The organism is Paenibacillus cookii, from assembly GCF_018333375.1.
Lineage (GTDB): Bacteria > Bacillota > Bacilli > Paenibacillales > Paenibacillaceae > Paenibacillus_AQ > Paenibacillus_AQ cookii.
The window spans coordinates 160,950-177,572 of record NZ_BORW01000002.1; the positions used below are offsets into that span (position 1 = coordinate 160,950).

The window sequence follows — 16,623 nt, forward strand, 5'->3', positions numbered from 1 at the left end:
TCATCCCTTCAACATGGATTCATCTTATACCCTTTGGCATTTCATGAACTTATGGAAATCGCTTTGGAACTTTGCAGCATTTTTTGGCCCGCATCCCCCCTTCTTCTGTCCCCGATTCCTGCAATGCCCAACGTTTCCGTGCGGGCCCGAAGGCATTTGCAGCATGCACGTTATTCGACAAGCCCCGTACGCTCGACGCTTTCGACGAAATAACGCTGCGCAAAAAAGAAGATCAGAAGCGGCGGCAAAAGCGCAAGGAAGCTGGCCGACATTTTGATCGCTTCCACCAGCACCAGCGCGGTTTCTTCGTTCCCGAGCATGCTCGCAATGCTTGCATCCACCCGGGACATCTGGGTCGAAAGCGGCACCAGCGGAGATTGGCCGAGAAACATCCGCGGGTAATAGGTGTCGTTCCACGTCCATACGAAGGAGAACAGGGAAACCACGAGGATCGCAGGTTTGGCCAGCGGAAACATGACTTTCCAATAAAATTTGAAGCTGCTGGCCCCGTCGATTTTGCCCGCCTCCTCCAGCTCTTTCGGCTGCGTCGTATAAAACTGCCTGAAAATGATGACAAACAACGCGCCTTTGATCCCGAAACCGAATAAGGAAGTCAGCACCAGCGAAAACGGATGCCCCTGCAGCCCCAGCTTCGTGTACATGATGATCATGGGCAGCACGATGACTTGCGGCGGAATGATAAACGTGACGACGAGCAGCACCGTCAGCAGCTTTTTGAAAGGGAACTGCATCCGGGCGAGCGCGTAACCCATCAATCCGCACGCGATGACATGAAATAGGGCAACGACCGTGGAAATGCCGACGCTAACCAATAAGGACTCCACGTAATGAAGCGCCTGCCAAGCCGTTTTTAAGTGGCCTAAATAAACTTCGTGGGGCACCCAGGTCACCGTCGGATCGTTCAGGTCCTTCTCGTTCATCACCATCTTCACGAGCATTTTCAAAATGGGGTTCAAATAAATGTAAGAGGTCACGATCAGGATCCAGTAAATAAACAGCTTGAACAATAGTCCCCGGTTCACTTCCCGGCCGAGGATGACGTATCGGACCGTGTTCAGCTTGTCGCGGGCGATCCTTTTTTTAAGCGCAGACGTTTTGGACTTGATCGCGTTGATTTTTCCAATCATTTCGGCCCCTCCTCTCTAGCGGGATCTGCATTACCGGTAGCGGCGGCTGCGGTTCATTCTCAAAAACAGGAGCATGATCAGGCTCAGGAAGCAAGCTATCACGACGAAATAGTTCCAGGCCAAAGCGCTGTTGTAGCCGTAGTTCCCCGTATTGATCAGCTCGATGATCGGGTTGTACGGGAACGTGAACATGTCGACCACCGTATAAATCAGGTTCAGCAAAATGAACGGCGACATGGCCGGCAGCGTAATTTTCCAGAACACCTCCCATGGGGAAGCGCCGTCGATCCGCGCCGATTCGTAGCTCGATTTCGAGATGGTCTGCCTTCCCGCCAGGAAAATCAGGATCTGCACCCCGGAGTACCATAACACGAGCACGAACCGATTCAGCACGTCCATGACCGGCTTCGTCCAGGAACTGTCCCCCAAAAAATCGAGCAGGTATTCCCCGATCGAAAACCGCTCCAAAAAGCCCAGCGTTCCTTCGCCCTGATTCACGAATTCCGTCAACACATATCCCGAGGTAAAAATGATCGGCAGGAAGAACACGACCCGAAACAAAATCCGTCCCGGAAAATTCTGATTGAGCATGATGGCGATAAATAATGAAAAGACGATGATGACGGGCACCATGATGACGATTTCCTGAAAAAACGGGATGAGGTTATCGTAAAAGGCCGAGCTCCCGAACAAAATTTCCTGATAATATTTCAACCCTTGAAAATCGTATTTGAGGCCCGTCGGCAGCACCGTCACTTTATGCAGGCTCATATACAGGGAGAAAACAAGCGGAAAGGCCATGAACAACAGGAAGCCGAGGACCCAGGGAGCGACGAACATCAGCGCTTCCAAATGCCGTGAAGTACGAGCTTTGATTTTGAATTTGCCCATCATGATCTCCCCCCATGAACGACGGCAAAATCGCGGGCTTCGACCTCATAACCGCTCCCGTGATATGGCGATTCGTTGTAGTTCACGACGATCCGTTTCCCGTTGTCGTACGTCGTCTCGTACACGCCTGCGGCAAGGGAACGATGGCCGACGATCATCCGGTCCTGCACGTCTCCAAGCGCTTCGTTGAACCGGCCGTACTGCTTGGCGATTTCTTCCGACCAGTCCTTATAATGCGTGCTGTAATAGTTGTAAAGCGAACGCGTCCCGATCAGGTCCTGCGCAGCCGCATAGGTCAGCATGAAACTCGGGATAGAGCCGTATTCCAGGTTTTTCAGCAAATATGTCGTGTAGTTGTCGGCGGTATTGGCAAACGTCGATGAATACGGGATTAACCCATGCAGCGCGATTTGCATAAAAGGCACCGTCTCGTCGACGAACAGATCGAAGGAATTTTCGATCGGCAAACCATCCAAAGCATCGACGTATTTCCATGCGTAAGAATTGGCGCCTTCCGCCCTGACGGAGCCGAGCGTTTGAACCGCTTGATCGAACAGCTGCTGCTGGATTCCTTTCACTTCTTCCCGCGTCGCTTTGTGACGTTCATTAAAATCGCTGTTCAACAGCGAACCCAGCCCTTCGCCAAACGTTAATCCGTCGGCCCCGAGCGGTTTGAATTTGTCCAAGTCTCTCCGCAGCACCTTTTCCATAAAACGGGGGCTCACGAGCGTCTTTGACGTTTCGTTCCTTCCTCCATACTTGATGACGACGGATCCCAGGTCCTGCAGCCCGTCCCGGCTGGAACGGAAGCCGTCGCGCCCCGTGTTGTTGAACGTGTACGAGGAGGCGTCCAGCGTCACGTCATGGCCTTTGACATGGGCATATTCGATGAAATGCCGCATTCCCTCATTGCCTCCGATGCCTTTGTCGACCGGGAAATGACCTCCGAAATCGCTGATGCCGCCTTTTTGCCAGCCGGCGTAGGTGACGGCCATTTTTTTGACTCCGATCGCCGTCAGCTCGTTGACGATTTCTTCGGCTTCCGACGTCGTCGTCAGAGCCTCGTAAGAATCCCACAGGAACCCTTTTTTGGAATCGGCCCCGAGCAAATAAATCGGCAAACGGATGGAACCGTCATCCGGCGTCGCCCGTTTCAGTCCGTCTTCTTCCGTCAAAACCTGGCGGTAACGCGCTGCCATCCCGACGTAATCGGGGGAGCCTGCGTCCAGGAAATAATACCGGATCGACCGGTCGCCATGTGCGCGTTCCTTGTTGAAGGTCTGGAATCCGTTTTGCTTGCGTTTATCGGTCGGCTGAAAAAAACGCTGCCTGTACGTAAACTCGGCCGTCGCCCAGTTGTACTGGTTCATCGATTTGGACGGGGCCGCAAGCACATTGGCGTATTCCGCCCCGTCGCGAATGACGGCCAACAGCCCCTGACCGCCGGCCTTGATGCCGAAAACGGGCATGCGAACGGGCTGGCGAATGGAAAGGGATTGGTTGTTGTTGCTGAAGGCGTAATCCTCCCCGTACACCCCTTCGAAATAAAAATTGTTGTTTGGCGGCCGGTCCTTCCGAAACTGGATCAGCGTCCCCGGACCATCCGGTATCAGGAGATAGCCATCCTCCCGGTCCGACGTATAAGCGCCGAGGAAGGGATATAAGCGAAGCGCCGCAATGCGCGCGTTTTTATCCTTTTTTTTCGTGCGTGACTCGTATTCGGCCATCTCCTCGCTGCTTTTCCCGTCCTTAAAGCCTTCTTCGATGATTTTCGTTTCGACGCTGTCATCCTTAAGGCTCACTTCGATCGGAATGGCGAACCCGATGTCGGGCATGTCGAACGTAAGCCGGAAACCCGAATCCGTGATCTCGAACCGCTCGATCGCCGCTTTCTGATCCTTGACGTTCGTTTCCTTGATTTGGTCTTTCCGCACGTTAAACTCGACGTATTTGATGAACACCGGCGATTGCATATGCTTTTTCCAGGTGTTCGTGTTATCCTTGTCGTTCCAACCGTTAGCATCCGGAAAGGACCTCCACTCTTGGCCGCTGTGTTTGTCCTTGACGAGGAAATGCCCCGTTTTCGGGTCGACGTACAGCCCAAGATAGGCATTTTCGCTTGCGAGCCGAAAGGCATCGTCGTCCGGGAACAGGGAGCGGTAGCTGTTGCTGGCCGTTTGGCCGCTGCGGCCCGTCACTGTTTTTCCGTCGGCCCCTCCCCCTGCTTTTGCATCTTTCGTTTGGGAAGGATCGACTATCGTCCCCGGTTCGGATCCCCGAGCGCTTTCGGCGCTGTTTTCCCGCTTCGCATTTTGCTCCGAATCCGTTTTGCCCGCTTCCGCCCCGTTCGGCGTCCTCGTCTCCGCGGCGATGGTGTACGTGACGATGCTTGCGCTTGTCATGGCCGCTAGGAGCGTCAGAACGAAAAGCCGTTTCCACTTCGCCGGCATCCGCATCACATCGACACCTCCTGATATATGGTATAGAAGAAGTTCTGCAGCTCGGAAGACAGCCCGGCGATGATCGAAATCAACACCCAGGCGATGATCATCGCAAACGCGGTCAACAGGATGTTCCCTACCGTCTCGCCGACGCCGTAATTTTGAAGCGACTGGATCTTCCAGAAAAACAAACATCCGCACCAGATGAGCATCCCGGTCTGGAAAAAGCCGTAGATCGACGATTCGCTGAGCGTCATGATGTTGGACACGGCGGCCAGCGGCAGCCCGAGAATGACGATCGGGAACAGCGCATAGGAGCTGCCGACAAACACGTCCTTAAAGCGCGCCTCCCCCTGCCTGATGCTGCCGATCAAATAATTGCAGACGACCCAGGTGAGCCAAGTCACCGCCCCGGTCATCAGGAAGCTGCCGCTGCGTTCGTTGCTGGGAACGGGCATGAAGGTGAAACTCGTGTAATATTCCTTCGCCAGAAGCACCAGCGTTACGAACAGAAGCAGAAGGAAAGCGCTCAGGTAACTTCCTTTTTGCCTGTACCTGAGATCCGTGAACCCGTCGATCGGGTGCCTTAAAATGGTAAATGCATGCCTCAGCTGGACCAGCAGCTTGTTTTTGCCCAAAAACCCCCGCAATCTTTGGCTTCCCTGCGTTAAAAAACGCATCCTTTTCTTGCTGCGGTAAAAGATCCAGATCAGGATGGCCGCAGCGAAAACGGTATTGGCCATGACGGAGAATTGGCGCTGGAACCACTGCAGGCGCAGCTGCCAATACGAGTCGGAATATCCGCCGACGTCCCCCGACAGCTTGAACAGGCGAAGCGCTTCTTTGTAATCTTCCTTGTAATACGCTGCTTCCGCGAGTCCCTGGTAAGCCGGCGAATACAACGCGTTTAACCTCAGCACCTCCCGCCAGACGGGTTCGCTTTCGGCATATTTTCCTTCCTGGGATAAGCTCGTCGCCTTATGCAGCAGCATCCCGAACTCCGTGGGCTTCAGTACGTGGATCAGGTTTTGGGAATCGTCCAGCACGAACAGTTCGTTGTTGGAATTGGTGTCCACCGCGACCGGGCTTTGGCTGATGCCGAGCTGCGGAGACCCGATCGTCACCGGTCCCGTCCAGAAAAACAGCAGTTCCCCGTTCGGGCCGTATTGCGTCACCGCATTGGACACTTTATCGATCGCGACCAAATTTCCGTTGCGGTCCACCGTGATGTCGGTCAAACCGGACTTCTGCACCTCCTGCTTCGAATCGGTTTGCTGCGTTTCCGCCGCCTGGCTCCGCCTCCTGAACCGGGGCTCGATCCCGAACTTTTTGTCCTTCCATTGGTTTTCGCCGCGGATATTCAGCTTCTTGACCTGCTCCTTATCCGTCGCGGACACCGTATAAATGAACCCCTGTGCGTCGATGTGAATATTGCGGATGGTCGAAGGCAGCGTCCGGACCTGGCGGCTGAGCTGCTCTTCCGTGTAAAACAGCTTGCGTACGATGTCCATCAGCGATACTTCGGTCATGTTCGTGCCGTAAAAGCCGTAAAATCGGCCTTCGGGATCCAATTGGATGATCCCTTGATAACTGCCGTTGCTGATGACGTACATGAAACCCCGGGCATCCACGACAAGGTTCGTCGGTTCGTAGTGAAAGGATTCGTCGATGAAACGCGACTCGGGATGCCCGTACTCGGCAAGCAGCTCGCCGCTGGCGGAAAGCTTCAAAATCCGTTTGTTTCCCGTATCGGCGACGTAGATCGTCCCATACGAAGCGACGAACACGCCTTGAGGCGACTTCATGCCTTTTGCGGTAATTTCGCGCAGAAATTCTCCGTCCCGGTTCAGGTGGACGATCCGGTTATTGTCCGTATCCGCGATATAGATTTCGTCCTTGCGGTCGATGAACAGGTCCTGCGGCCGTTTGAGCGGCGAATATTCCAGGCGCTCCGCGCCGTTTTGAACCTTCTTTTTATAGATGTTGTCCCCCACGACGGTGGATGGGTAATAGGCTGCCTGGCTGGGGATCCTCCGGTCGTAACCGTCCTTGCTGAAAGTCATGTAGGGCGGTTCCGCCGCGGCAGATTCCGGCAATAAGGCGGCGGTCAAAATACAGATAATCGTCAACATATAGATCAGCCGTCGTCAGGCCCTTCGCTTTTCCATGATTGAACCTCCGTTACCCTACTTGATGCCCGAATGGGCCATCGTCTGAATGACTTTCCGCTGCGACAGCAGGAAGATGATCAGATTCGGCATAAAAATGATTAAAGACGCAGCGGCCGCAACCCCTTGCCGCGCCACCGTATTCGCCAGGTTCGATGTAAGCGATTCCACATAAAACGGCAGCGTCTTCATCGCGTCGTCCTGCATAAACAGCGCGGATGTCTCCGAATTGCTCCAAGCGGTTTGGAACGACAAAATCGTTATCGTCGCCATCGCCGGCGTGACGATCGGAAGGATGATCCGGACGAGAAGCTGCCACTCGGTGGCTCCGTCAAGCTTCGCCGCTTCAAGCAGCTCATCCGGCACCTGATCCATAAACTGCTTCAGCAAAAACACGCCGACGGGTAGGGCCAGGATCGGCAGCACATGCCCCCAATAGGTATTCATGATGCCCAAGGACTTCACGACGATATAACGCGGAATCCCCATCGTCTCCACGGAGATCATGATCGACAGGAGAATGACGCCGAACACGATTTTGCGCCCGGGAAACGGATGTTTTGCCAGCGGATAGGCGCACAAGGCGCCCAGAATGACCATGCCGACCGTGGATAACAACGTGACGACGATGCTGTTGAAAATGAACCGGGTCACCGGCAGAAACGTGTCCTGCGTCGCCTGGAGCAGGTCGGTAAAGTTCTGCAGCGTCGGCTGGCGCACGAAAAACGTCGGCGGAAACAGGAACAGCTCGTGCAGCGGCTTGAACGCATGGTTAAAAATAAAGACAAGAGGCAAAAGCATGAATACGGCAAGCAGCGTCAGCAGCAAAAGCAAAAAGATTTGAGTTTTGTCCATGCTCCGGAAATCGCTCCGGTACAGGGACCAGGACCGGGCCATGGACTGCCGCATTTTGTTCAGTACCGCCATGTTATTCATCCTCCTTCGGCCCGAGCAGCATCCACAGGAACCGGCTGAGCAGAATCGTAAGAATGAGCAGCACGATCGAGATGGCGCTCGCATAACCAAGCTCGAGCCTCGTGAACCCGAAATCCTCGATATGGTTCATGAAAAGCTGTCCCGAATAATCCGGCGTCGGGTTCATCCCGGACAGCTGCGTTCCGATACCGCCTGATTTTAACGTCCCGACGATCGCCATGACCGCGGCGAACAGCATCTGCGGTTTCATCATCGGAATCGTAATATACCAGATTTCCTGCAACCGGCTGGAGATGCCGTCGATCCTTCCCGCTTCGTACAGCGTCCGGTCGACGTTCAGAATGCCGGCCAGGATGGCCAGGAACCCGAGGCCCATGCTGGACCAGATCGAGACGACGATCATGATTCCGAGCAAATAGTCCTTATCGATCGTTAAAAGCATGGGCTGGTCGATCAAACCCCATTTCAAAAGGAAGCTGTTGATATATCCGGTGCGGTCCCCCGTAAACATGACCTGCCATACGACGACCATGGCGATCCCTCCCGTCAGGGATGGCGCGTACATCGCAAGCGCGTACCAAACGCGGAGGGTGCCCGGAAGCTGGGCGATCAGCCAGGCCAGGACGAAGGCCAGGACGTATCCGATCGGGCCTACGAACAATGCAAACTTGAAGGAGTTCGGTATGACATGCTGCAGGAAAATGACGTCCTGCGAAAATAAGTTTTGGTAATTCATCCACCCGGCCCATTTCGGGAATTCGATCGAGTTGAAATACGTAAAGCTGAGGGCGACCCCCGTAAAAACAGGAATGATAATAAACAAACTGAACACGACGAGGAAAGGCGCGATAAAGAGATAGGAAAGCCGGAATCTCCATATTTCTCTCATCTTGTCCTGCAGCATCCGGCCGAGACTGCCCTTCAGCTTCGGGCTCCGCGCAGCTGCCGGCTGCCGTACGACCCGGGTCGCTTCATTCGACAAGCTGATCCACTCCTTCCCAAGGTTGATCCATCCGCGGAAGATCCAGCGACTTCAGCGCTTCGCCGTTCGGCCCCGCAATCCCGAATTCCTGCTGCTTCCGTGCGAGCTCGCGGTTGATTTCCTTGATCGCTTTTTCGAGCGAAATGCGGGGATTCTCCGCGTCGACGACCGTCCGGTTCCAGGCGAACCCGATCTCGCGATCCGTCATATACCCGCCCGGCACTTGAGGGACTTCCTTGGTCCACTTCCACTGCTCCAAAATGACGTTCAAATCCTGCGGTTTCCACGGCATCTGCGCGAAAGCCTGCACGTTGGCCGTGTTCCAGCGGAACGTTTCCCCGTAATACTGCTCGAGATTGAGCCCAAACTCCGTCTGGATTTCGGTGGACATATACCACTGGAGGAACTTCCAGGCTTTCTGCTGCTTTTCCGGAGCACTGCTCTTGAACAGCATCGCATTGGTCGGATTGGCGCCTCCCGACCAGCGTACCACGCTTCCGTCCTCCCGCTTCGTCCCCGGAATCGGGGCGATCGTCCAATCGTTGGCGATTTCCGGCGCGGCCACGAGCAGCTGGATGTACATATTGAAATCGGATATGCCGATCGGAATGTCTCCTCGCCTAAACTGGTTGTAGAAGCTCTGCACGACGCGCTCCAGCCCTTGGACGTTGTAGAAATCGGTCCACATTTTGTACGATTTGAATGCGTCGGGCGTATCCAGCCCCGTTTTCAACCCGTTCGCCGTATACAGATCGACGTTGTTCTGGAACAGGATCGGCGTATAATCCGCGGGATCCATATAGAAGTTGTAATGGTTCTGCAGCAGCGTCGGCAAGATCGCATAGACGTCGTCCCACGTTTGCGGCACTTTCAAGTCCAACTGATCCAAAATGTCTTTGCGGTAAAACAACACTTTGAACCGGACCGTTTCCGGCACTCCGTAATAACCGCCGTCATAATACAGCGGCTGCAGCATCCCCGGATTATACGCAGAGAAAAACTCGTCCGCGCCGGGAAGCTTGCTTAAATCAAGCGCCGCGTTGCGCAGCGCCATGTCGAACGGAACGTTGGCCGGAACTCCCAAAGCCACGTCGGGCATCATGCCGGACGCATTCGCCAAGGTCAGCATTTGCGGATTTTGGATCATGTTGATATGCACCTTGATCCCCGTCTCCGGCGTAAACCGGTCATTGACCAGACGCTGCAGCTCATCCACGTAATCCCGTCCCCAGACCATCCAGACTTCGAGCACGTCTTCGTCTTGGGCTTTCGTCGTCGAACCTTTTCCGAACGAATAAAACAAGGATTGGAGCATACCGCCCGTTTTCTGCCAAAAATTAGACGTCATGCCGGGCAGTTTCGCGTCCAGAGGAGCGACGAACAGCTGATCCAGCTGCAACGGGCTATCCATCAGGAGGGAACGGTTCGATTCGAGCGATTCCTGCACCGATGCGATGCGCTCCTTGGCGTAAGGAATCTGGTTGGGCTTACTCAGGATGCTTTTGAGATCGGCCGCCCCGTTTTTCAACATTTGCGTCACGTTATCGGTTTTCGGATTGATGCTTTTCATTTGGTTTTGCAGGGAAACGAATTGTTCGCGGATCCGCTCCAGCCGTTCGATTAACCCCGGAATATCCTTTTCGACGTTCCACACCCGGTATTTGTCCTCCCGGTTGCCGGTCGCCATCCGGAGCTCCAGCAAAATGGAGCGCAGCTCCTTGGATATACGGTCCATCTCGATCATCATGGGCATGTAGGGCTCATAATGGGCTTCCATGGCCAGCGTATGCGTGCCCTTGGTTAGGTAAAAAACGAACGGAGCCCCGTCCGAATCCGCTAACGTTATCCCCTTCCAACCGGAATCATAGGGAAAACGAACGGTTTTCATTTCCTGAAAGGGAATTTTGCCGTCAATGTATAAACTGCGGAATACAGCCATGTTTTTCATGCTGTTCTGATTGGCCCGCATGGCCAGCTTATACAGCCCGGTCTCCGGCACGTCGATCGTCCAGGCGACCGACTGTCCGCCCTCCATCCACCTTGAGCCTCCCAACGTGTTATAAGCGATGGAGCCGATCGATTTGGGATGCGACGCGGGATCGCGGTCATACACGTTTTGAATGGAGGTTGAGTTTTTCTGGTCGTAAAGCTCCGCCTCGACGACGATAGGAGCTCCCGACCGAACCCCATCCGCAGGATACGACGCTTTCGCATCCGCATACGAAGGCAGTTCCTCCGCCGGCTTGATCGTGATCCCGTGGAGCGCAACGGGCTGCTGCAGCACTTGCAGGCGGATCGTGTTTTTCCCCTGTTTCAAATGCCATTCAAGCGGAAGGGCGTAAGCTCCGTTCGATTCCCGAAACGCCGTCTTTTTCCACCCGGACACTTCTTCCACTTGGGCGCGCAGCTGGTTTCCGGACTCGTCGTACCGCTCTCTGCCGACTTCGCGGTAGTAACGTTCCAGCACGATCGATCTGGCTTCGTTGAACGGGTACTCGCCGTTGACGAAAACCGATAGCAGAACCGGTTGACGGTTGCCTCCGTCGCTCACGGGCAGCGGATAATAGTCGGCCCAAATCTCATACAGCCCTTCCCGGGCCACATCGACTTCGTATTCCACCCAACCGCGTTGGTTCGGCCAGACAAGCGCATCGGATTTTCCTTCGAAAGTTTCGACGCGAAGGTCGGCGTCATCGGATTTGGCGGTGAATGCCGAAGCGGGCAGCGTTTGCTCGGATGTCCCCTTCGATACGCCCGCTTTTTGCCAGGCTTGAAGCCGTTCCAGATAATAGGGTTCGATCGTCTCCTCTTCGCCCGGCATGGCATGGTCGGACGTTTTCTTGCCTTGCTGCGGTTCGGCAAATGCGGAAGGCGGATGGCTGTATGGCTGCGGCTTGATGAGGCTGACCACCGCTGCCAGCAATAAAACGGCGATGATGGAGCGTTTTCTCCACCTGTGCTTGTTGAGCTTCACGTCTGCAACCCCCTTATTTCGTCAGGAGCATTTCCGTATCTTTGTGGAAAAACAATGCCTTATCCATATTGATCGCCGCGGTAACCAAACTCCCGTCATCGCAGCGGATGCCTTCGTTCGCGCGGATGACGAGCCTGCGATCCTGTTTGATGTCAATATGGTAATAACGGTCGGAGCCGACGAATTCGTTGAACTGCAGGACGCCGGTGACCAGGGATTTCGAGGAAGCTTCGATCCGGTGCGGTTCAAAGCTGATATGCTCCGGGCGTATCCCCAGGATAATCTCCCGGTCGATCATATGGAGCGACCGCAATGTGCTCGCCTGCGCGGGCGGTATGGTCAAATCAAAGCGGTTCGTATAAAATTGCAACTCCCCATCCCGCTCCTGGAGCTTGCCTTTGATGAAATTCATCGGGGGATTCCCGATAAAGTTGGCCACGAACATATTCACGGGTTTGTTATAGATCATTTCGGGCGAGTCCACCTGCTGAATGATCCCCCGGTTCATGACGACGACCCGATCCCCCATCGTCATCGCCTCGATCTGGTCATGGGTGACGTAGATCGTCGTTACTTCGATTTTGCGGTGCAAATTGATGATCTCCGACCGCATCTGCACGCGCAGCTTCGCATCCAAATTCGAAAGCGGCTCATCCATAAGAAACACCTGCGGCGTCCGCACGATGGCCCGGCCTAACGCCACGCGCTGACGCTGTCCGCCGGACAGTTCCCTCGGCTTCCGGTTCAAAAAATTTTCGATTTCAAGCACGCGGGCCGCCCGTTTGACGGCAAGGTCGATTTCATGTTTGGGCAGCTTCCGCAAGCGAAGGCCGAAGGCGATGTTTTCATACACGCTCATATTCGGGTACAGCGCATAGTTTTGAAATACCATGGAGATGTCGCGGTCCTTTGGGGGAATATCGTTGACCAGCTTGTCGCCGATATAAATTTCGCCGTCGGACACGTCTTCCAGGCCTGCCAGCATGCGCAGCGTCGTGGACTTTCCGCACCCTGACGGTCCTACCAGGACGATGAATTCCGTATCCTCCACGGTCAAATTGAAATCGCTTACAGCAATCTCTTTGTATTTTCCAAACCGCTTGTAAACCTGATTGAATAGAATGTTGGCCACTGGCGATCCCTCCCGATTACTGCCCATTATAAAGGGGAGGCTGTTAATTTGGTGTTAATAAAGGTTTAAGCGATTTTATTTTGGAACATAAAAAGGGGGCCGTTTTCGGCTCCCCAATTTGGCTTATTCACTTGTTAACTGCCGATCGCCGTCTTCATCGTTAGACATGCCGCGGATCACGTCGGCCCTGTCTTCCCCTTTTTCATTCGCGTCCCTTGCTTGCATCGCCCGTTGTAAATATTGAAACAACTCCGGGGTTAGCCCGTATTGAAGAACATTTTGTTTGCTTCCGGCATGATCGGCATGGAACGTATATGCGGCATCAATGATATCCGGATCATTGCCGGTTACGGTTTTCACAAAACGTTGCCAGTAGTCCGTCAGCGCCTTTACTTCGGGATCTTCTACCGGCAGCTTGTTGCTTCGGCATTTCTCCAACCGGGATATGAAGCTCCGCCATCCTTCCTTTAAATCCCGTTCCTCTTCGGGCGGAATCGATCGATAAACTTCTTTGATTTGCGCGATTTGTTCATCCGTCAGATAAAACCTCGTGTTCATCTGAGTCATGACGACAATTTCGACAAGATCGCTTACGGACGGGGATTTTTGTGCTCGCAGCATGGTTTGGACTTCTTTCAGCGAATCGCAAAGCTTTTGCTGCCATTGCAGCATTTTCGTCGCCTTTTTCAATTGCAAATCAATCAAAAAAAGCGGGTTCACGGAAACCGGATGCATCAGGTCCCGAATCTCTTCGAGACTGAATCCGAAATCTTTTAACGCTATAATGTGGTATAACTTCTTGAGGTCTTCTTCGTCGTATAACCGGTGTCCGCCTTCCGTCATATGGCCGGGAATCAGCAACCCGATCTGATGGTAGTGATGCAGCGTTCGGACCGAAACGCCGACCATTTTAGCCAAATCGCCGATTTTCATGTACTCTTGTTCCATGTGCACATCTTATCCTTTCCCCATGAGAGCAAGCAAGTCCCTGCTGTTATATACGTATGTTTTGCCGCAAGTGCTGCATGAGATCTCGATTTCCTGGTTCTTGTCGATCGCCTGATTCAGTTCTTCCATGCCCAATCCGAACAGCAAGCCGATCAAAGCATCTTTGGAACATCCGCAAAAAAGCCGCACGGTGCCAAATTCCATGACATCGGCGTCCGGGAACAACGTGTTTAATGTCTGTGGATCCATCGGCAAGGACGCAGCCTTGAATTTCTCCCGGCTTTCATCCATCCGACTTGCCCACTTTTCGAACAACCCGTTTCCTGCAAACGGCAGCAGTTGAAACAGCATGCCGCGGCTAAAAGCGACGTTACCGTTTTTGTCCGTGCCATAATCATAACGAAAAAAAGTTTCCACTTGTTCGCTTTGCAAGAAAAAATGGGAGAAATCGTCCGTAATGTTGGCGTGCGGCATATCGACGGCACTGGTATACATCGCCCCCATTCCGATATCTTTCGTGATCCGGATCACGCCTTTGTCCCCGATCAGTTCCGGGATCGTCACGGGTTTTTGCTTGATGAATGTATCGCTGGCGTAACCCCTGACATTGCCCTCCGAATCAACATCGCAATGAATATATGCGGAAGGCACCGACGTGTCGATGCGGATGCTTAGCCGCTGACCATCCTTCAGTAAACCACAAACCAGACTCGATAGCGTAAAACTCGCAGCCAACGCTTCCGCGCATAGGGGATGTATGGGACGCTCGCCGATCAGCTCGCGCATCATGAACGTGTTGTCCATATACAAAATTCTGGCTTGTTTGTCCGTAGTCATCAATTTTGCAATTGTCGCTTTCATCTCTGGTGCTCCTTTCCTCTTTCGCACCATCATACAACCTAACGTTACGTCAGATTCAAGAGCATGGAATCAAATCGCTAAAAAAGCCCGAAACTCGTGCGGATCTGCACTTTCAGCTAAAATGCTGTCCGGGCGTGATCCAGTGTTTTTTAAGCCGCTGCTCAAACACCGTATGATAATAGAATTTTCGCGGATAACGATCCTCCTGCAACACCCGGTACAGCACGGATTGACCTTCCTCGTAACGCACCGGAAATTCGCATTCGTCATATAACTGCCGCGATAATCGCTGAAGTTCCCTGTGATGTCCCTGCGATCTCCAGCCGAACCGGATTAAGTCCAGCAACGCCCCTACTTTACTAATTCCATTCCGTCCATCAAACACGAAATTGCTAGGCAAAACTCCACCATTTCGCGTTACACTGCAAATATTCTTCATTTATCAGGTACTCCCTGCCGGATTCATCTGGTGTGCGGTTTTAATATTCAACTAGAAAACGGCGAATAAAATCCTTCTGGCGTCGGAGATCAACCGCTATATTTAAAAGAAGGCGTTGGGTCGTCTCGGGCTGTTTTTGCATTCGCTGAACTTAGGATAAAAAATCCCCAGAAGGGGCAACTTCTTCCTGTCGAAAATCGTATATAATGGGGATAGTCGACGGACGGGAACGTTCCATCCAGCCATCGCGCAAAACGTTTCCAGGTGTCTCGACATACATAAATTTCATACTCGAAAGGATGCTTTACATGAAAAAATGGACGGCTTTATCCCTATCTTTGGCGCTGTGCGCATCATTGACAACCGCCTCCCTCGCTGCAGGCTCCATCCCGGCGAAGGCCGAGGCCGCCAAAGAATGGGTGAAATTACCGAATCAAGCCTCTTATTACGGCGAGGTCAAAAACGGAATTCCGAACGGACGCGGAGCCATTCAATGGGGCGAAGGCAAGCAGTATTCCGGCGCATTCGTCAACGGCAAACGGGAAGGCTCGGGAAAATACATCAACGAATATGTCGACGAAAACGGCGAGAAACATAAAGTCGTGTACTCGGGCTCGTGGAAGCAGGACAAAATGAGCGGCAAAGGGACGTTGACCCACAAAGTAACCCAGGAAGACGGCTCGGTCCGCTGGAACGAAATCCAAACCGGCACGTTCAGCGGCGGCGTTCTCCAAACCGGCTACAACGTCATCCATGCGCTGGCGGACCCGGATTACAGCTTCACCTACAAAAGCCCGAATGAAACGCTGAACATTCTTGACAGCAACGTCAACATGAAAGCTTTCTTTAAAAAAGGACAGATGTTTAGCGTCGATTACCGTAGCGGCTCCATTCACCACGCCTATAGCATATTCCCTGTGGATACCAAAGCGGAGCAGCGCAAATACGATGCGGCCCTAAAATATTTCCAAAGCCATACATCCAAATTCAATCCAATTTTGGACGAATTTGAGCGGTTGTCCAAGCAGCTGCCGCTGAAATAATCGAAACAGGATAACCTTTTATAAAACGCTAAAAAAGCTGTGCCTAACATTGGCACGGCTTTTTGCATTACGGGCGGGGCGGCATGCCCCCGGATGACAAACCGTTCATTCGGGCCTTCCGTTCCTCTAAAGCGGAGTACCACAAACCGACAACGCTGTTTCAAGTCGATTCAACGGGTTATAAATGTATCAGTTGGGTAACCTAATTTTCAAAAGGAGTGATATTGATGGAAAAGCTGTTGGTGAAACTGGTCGTTCACGGCGTCATGATTACGGCTCTGATTTACCTGATGTCGAACGCGACCCTGATGTCGGCGCTGCTGGCCGCGCTTGGCATAGGCATCGTTGCTTACCTGCTGGGAGATCTCCTGATTCTTCCAAGAACCAGCAACATCGTCGCAACTATCGCGGATGCAGTATTGGTTTTTGCCATGCTGTGGATCATCGCCGATGCGGCCGATTGGACGCTGAACCTCACGGAAATATTGGTGATCACCGTTTTGGCAGGAGTTTTTGAGTACTTCTTCCATATGTGGCTGCTGCGGGACCATACCCCGGTTCGCAGACAGCGGGCCTAACCTGTGGCGAGGGCTGACGGAGCCCTAACACGTTCAATACAACAATAGCGAAAAGACTCTCTGGCTTTGTGCTAAAGGGTCT

At 53.2% G+C, this 16,623-nt stretch carries 13 protein-coding genes; 2 read left to right on the top strand and 11 right to left on the bottom strand.

The genetic code is table 11. From position 1 onward, the window contains the following. Positions 1–170 precede the first annotated feature (170 nt). The 11 genes from KI367_RS03605 to KI367_RS03655 form a co-directional block, all read right to left on the bottom strand. The gene (locus KI367_RS03605) at positions 171–1,148 is read right to left on the bottom strand and encodes a carbohydrate ABC transporter permease (protein WP_212947653.1); all 978 of its coding nucleotides are present in this window, start codon (positions 1,146–1,148) and stop codon (positions 171–173) included. Between the two features lie 30 nt (positions 1,149–1,178). Continuing rightward, a complete protein-coding gene (locus tag KI367_RS03610; protein ID WP_212947656.1) occupies positions 1,179–2,042 on the bottom strand; it encodes a carbohydrate ABC transporter permease in 864 nt (287 codons plus the stop codon). Further along, the gene (locus KI367_RS03615; RefSeq protein WP_212947936.1) at positions 2,039–4,495 is read right to left on the bottom strand and encodes a DUF5696 domain-containing protein; all 2,457 of its coding nucleotides are present in this window, start codon (positions 4,493–4,495) and stop codon (positions 2,039–2,041) included. Before KI367_RS03615 ends, KI367_RS03610 begins: the two co-directional genes overlap by 4 nt. Continuing rightward, positions 4,495–6,543 carry a YIP1 family protein gene (locus KI367_RS03620; RefSeq protein WP_246536569.1) on the bottom strand — a complete coding sequence of 683 codons (2,049 nt, stop codon included), beginning with the start codon at positions 6,541–6,543 and terminating at the stop codon, positions 4,495–4,497. The genes KI367_RS03615 and KI367_RS03620 overlap by 1 nt, the downstream gene beginning before the upstream one ends. Before the next feature lie 123 nt (positions 6,544–6,666). Further along, positions 6,667–7,575, bottom strand: a complete 909-nt coding sequence (locus KI367_RS03625) for a carbohydrate ABC transporter permease (protein ID WP_212947658.1) — start codon at positions 7,573–7,575, stop codon at positions 6,667–6,669. 1 nt (position 7,576) lies between these two features. Continuing rightward, the gene (locus tag KI367_RS03630; protein ID WP_373316198.1) at positions 7,577–8,488 is read right to left on the bottom strand and encodes a carbohydrate ABC transporter permease; all 912 of its coding nucleotides are present in this window, start codon (positions 8,486–8,488) and stop codon (positions 7,577–7,579) included. Between the two features lie 67 nt (positions 8,489–8,555). After that, positions 8,556–11,540 carry an extracellular solute-binding protein gene (locus KI367_RS03635; protein ID WP_246536576.1) on the bottom strand — a complete coding sequence of 995 codons (2,985 nt, stop codon included), beginning with the start codon at positions 11,538–11,540 and terminating at the stop codon, positions 8,556–8,558. Positions 11,541–11,553: 13 nt separating this feature from the next. Then, a complete protein-coding gene (locus KI367_RS03640; protein ID WP_036715643.1) occupies positions 11,554–12,672 on the bottom strand; it encodes an ABC transporter ATP-binding protein in 1,119 nt (372 codons plus the stop codon). A 123-nt stretch (positions 12,673–12,795) separates the two neighbouring features. After that, positions 12,796–13,620: a MerR family transcriptional regulator gene (locus tag KI367_RS03645; protein WP_212947662.1), complete on the bottom strand. Its 825-nt coding sequence runs from the start codon at positions 13,618–13,620 to the stop codon at positions 12,796–12,798. Positions 13,621–13,629: 9 nt separating this feature from the next. Further along, complete coding sequence (locus KI367_RS03650; RefSeq protein ID WP_212947663.1) at positions 13,630–14,481, bottom strand: Hsp33 family molecular chaperone HslO; 852 nt, start codon at positions 14,479–14,481, stop codon at positions 13,630–13,632. 112 nt (positions 14,482–14,593) lie between these two features. After that, positions 14,594–14,920, bottom strand: a complete 327-nt coding sequence (locus KI367_RS03655; RefSeq protein ID WP_212947665.1) for a hypothetical protein — start codon at positions 14,918–14,920, stop codon at positions 14,594–14,596. A 308-nt stretch (positions 14,921–15,228) separates the two neighbouring features. Between KI367_RS03655 and KI367_RS03660 the strand changes: the two genes are divergently transcribed. Continuing rightward, a complete protein-coding gene (locus tag KI367_RS03660) occupies positions 15,229–15,963 on the top strand; it encodes an MORN repeat-containing protein (RefSeq protein ID WP_212947667.1) in 735 nt (244 codons plus the stop codon). 227 nt (positions 15,964–16,190) lie between these two features. Then, complete coding sequence (locus tag KI367_RS03665) at positions 16,191–16,541, top strand: DUF2512 family protein (RefSeq protein WP_036714106.1); 351 nt, start codon at positions 16,191–16,193, stop codon at positions 16,539–16,541. The last annotated feature ends 82 nt before the right edge of the window (positions 16,542–16,623 follow it).

What these genes read in the sequence shown, in the direction of transcription:
- KI367_RS03610 (WP_212947656.1), bottom strand. Translation starts at nt 2,042, where the DNA reads ATGATGGGCAAATTCAAAATCAAAGCTCGTACTTCACGGCATTTGGAA.
- KI367_RS03665 (WP_036714106.1), top strand. Translation starts at nt 16,191, where the DNA reads ATGGAAAAGCTGTTGGTGAAACTGGTCGTTCACGGCGTCATGATTACG.
- KI367_RS03660 (WP_212947667.1), top strand. Translation starts at nt 15,229, where the DNA reads ATGAAAAAATGGACGGCTTTATCCCTATCTTTGGCGCTGTGCGCATCA.
- KI367_RS03605 (WP_212947653.1), bottom strand. Translation starts at nt 1,148, where the DNA reads ATGATTGGAAAAATCAACGCGATCAAGTCCAAAACGTCTGCGCTTAAA.
- KI367_RS03630 (WP_373316198.1), bottom strand. Translation starts at nt 8,488, where the DNA reads ATGCTGCAGGACAAGATGAGAGAAATATGGAGATTCCGGCTTTCCTAT.
- KI367_RS03645 (WP_212947662.1), bottom strand. Translation starts at nt 13,620, where the DNA reads ATGGAACAAGAGTACATGAAAATCGGCGATTTGGCTAAAATGGTCGGC.
- KI367_RS03655 (WP_212947665.1), bottom strand. Translation starts at nt 14,920, where the DNA reads ATGAAGAATATTTGCAGTGTAACGCGAAATGGTGGAGTTTTGCCTAGC.
- KI367_RS03620 (WP_246536569.1), bottom strand. Translation starts at nt 6,543, where the DNA reads ATGACTTTCAGCAAGGACGGTTACGACCGGAGGATCCCCAGCCAGGCA.
- KI367_RS03650 (WP_212947663.1), bottom strand. Translation starts at nt 14,481, where the DNA reads ATGAAAGCGACAATTGCAAAATTGATGACTACGGACAAACAAGCCAGA.
- KI367_RS03625 (WP_212947658.1), bottom strand. Translation starts at nt 7,575, where the DNA reads ATGGCGGTACTGAACAAAATGCGGCAGTCCATGGCCCGGTCCTGGTCC.
- KI367_RS03615 (WP_212947936.1), bottom strand. Translation starts at nt 4,495, where the DNA reads ATGCGGATGCCGGCGAAGTGGAAACGGCTTTTCGTTCTGACGCTCCTA.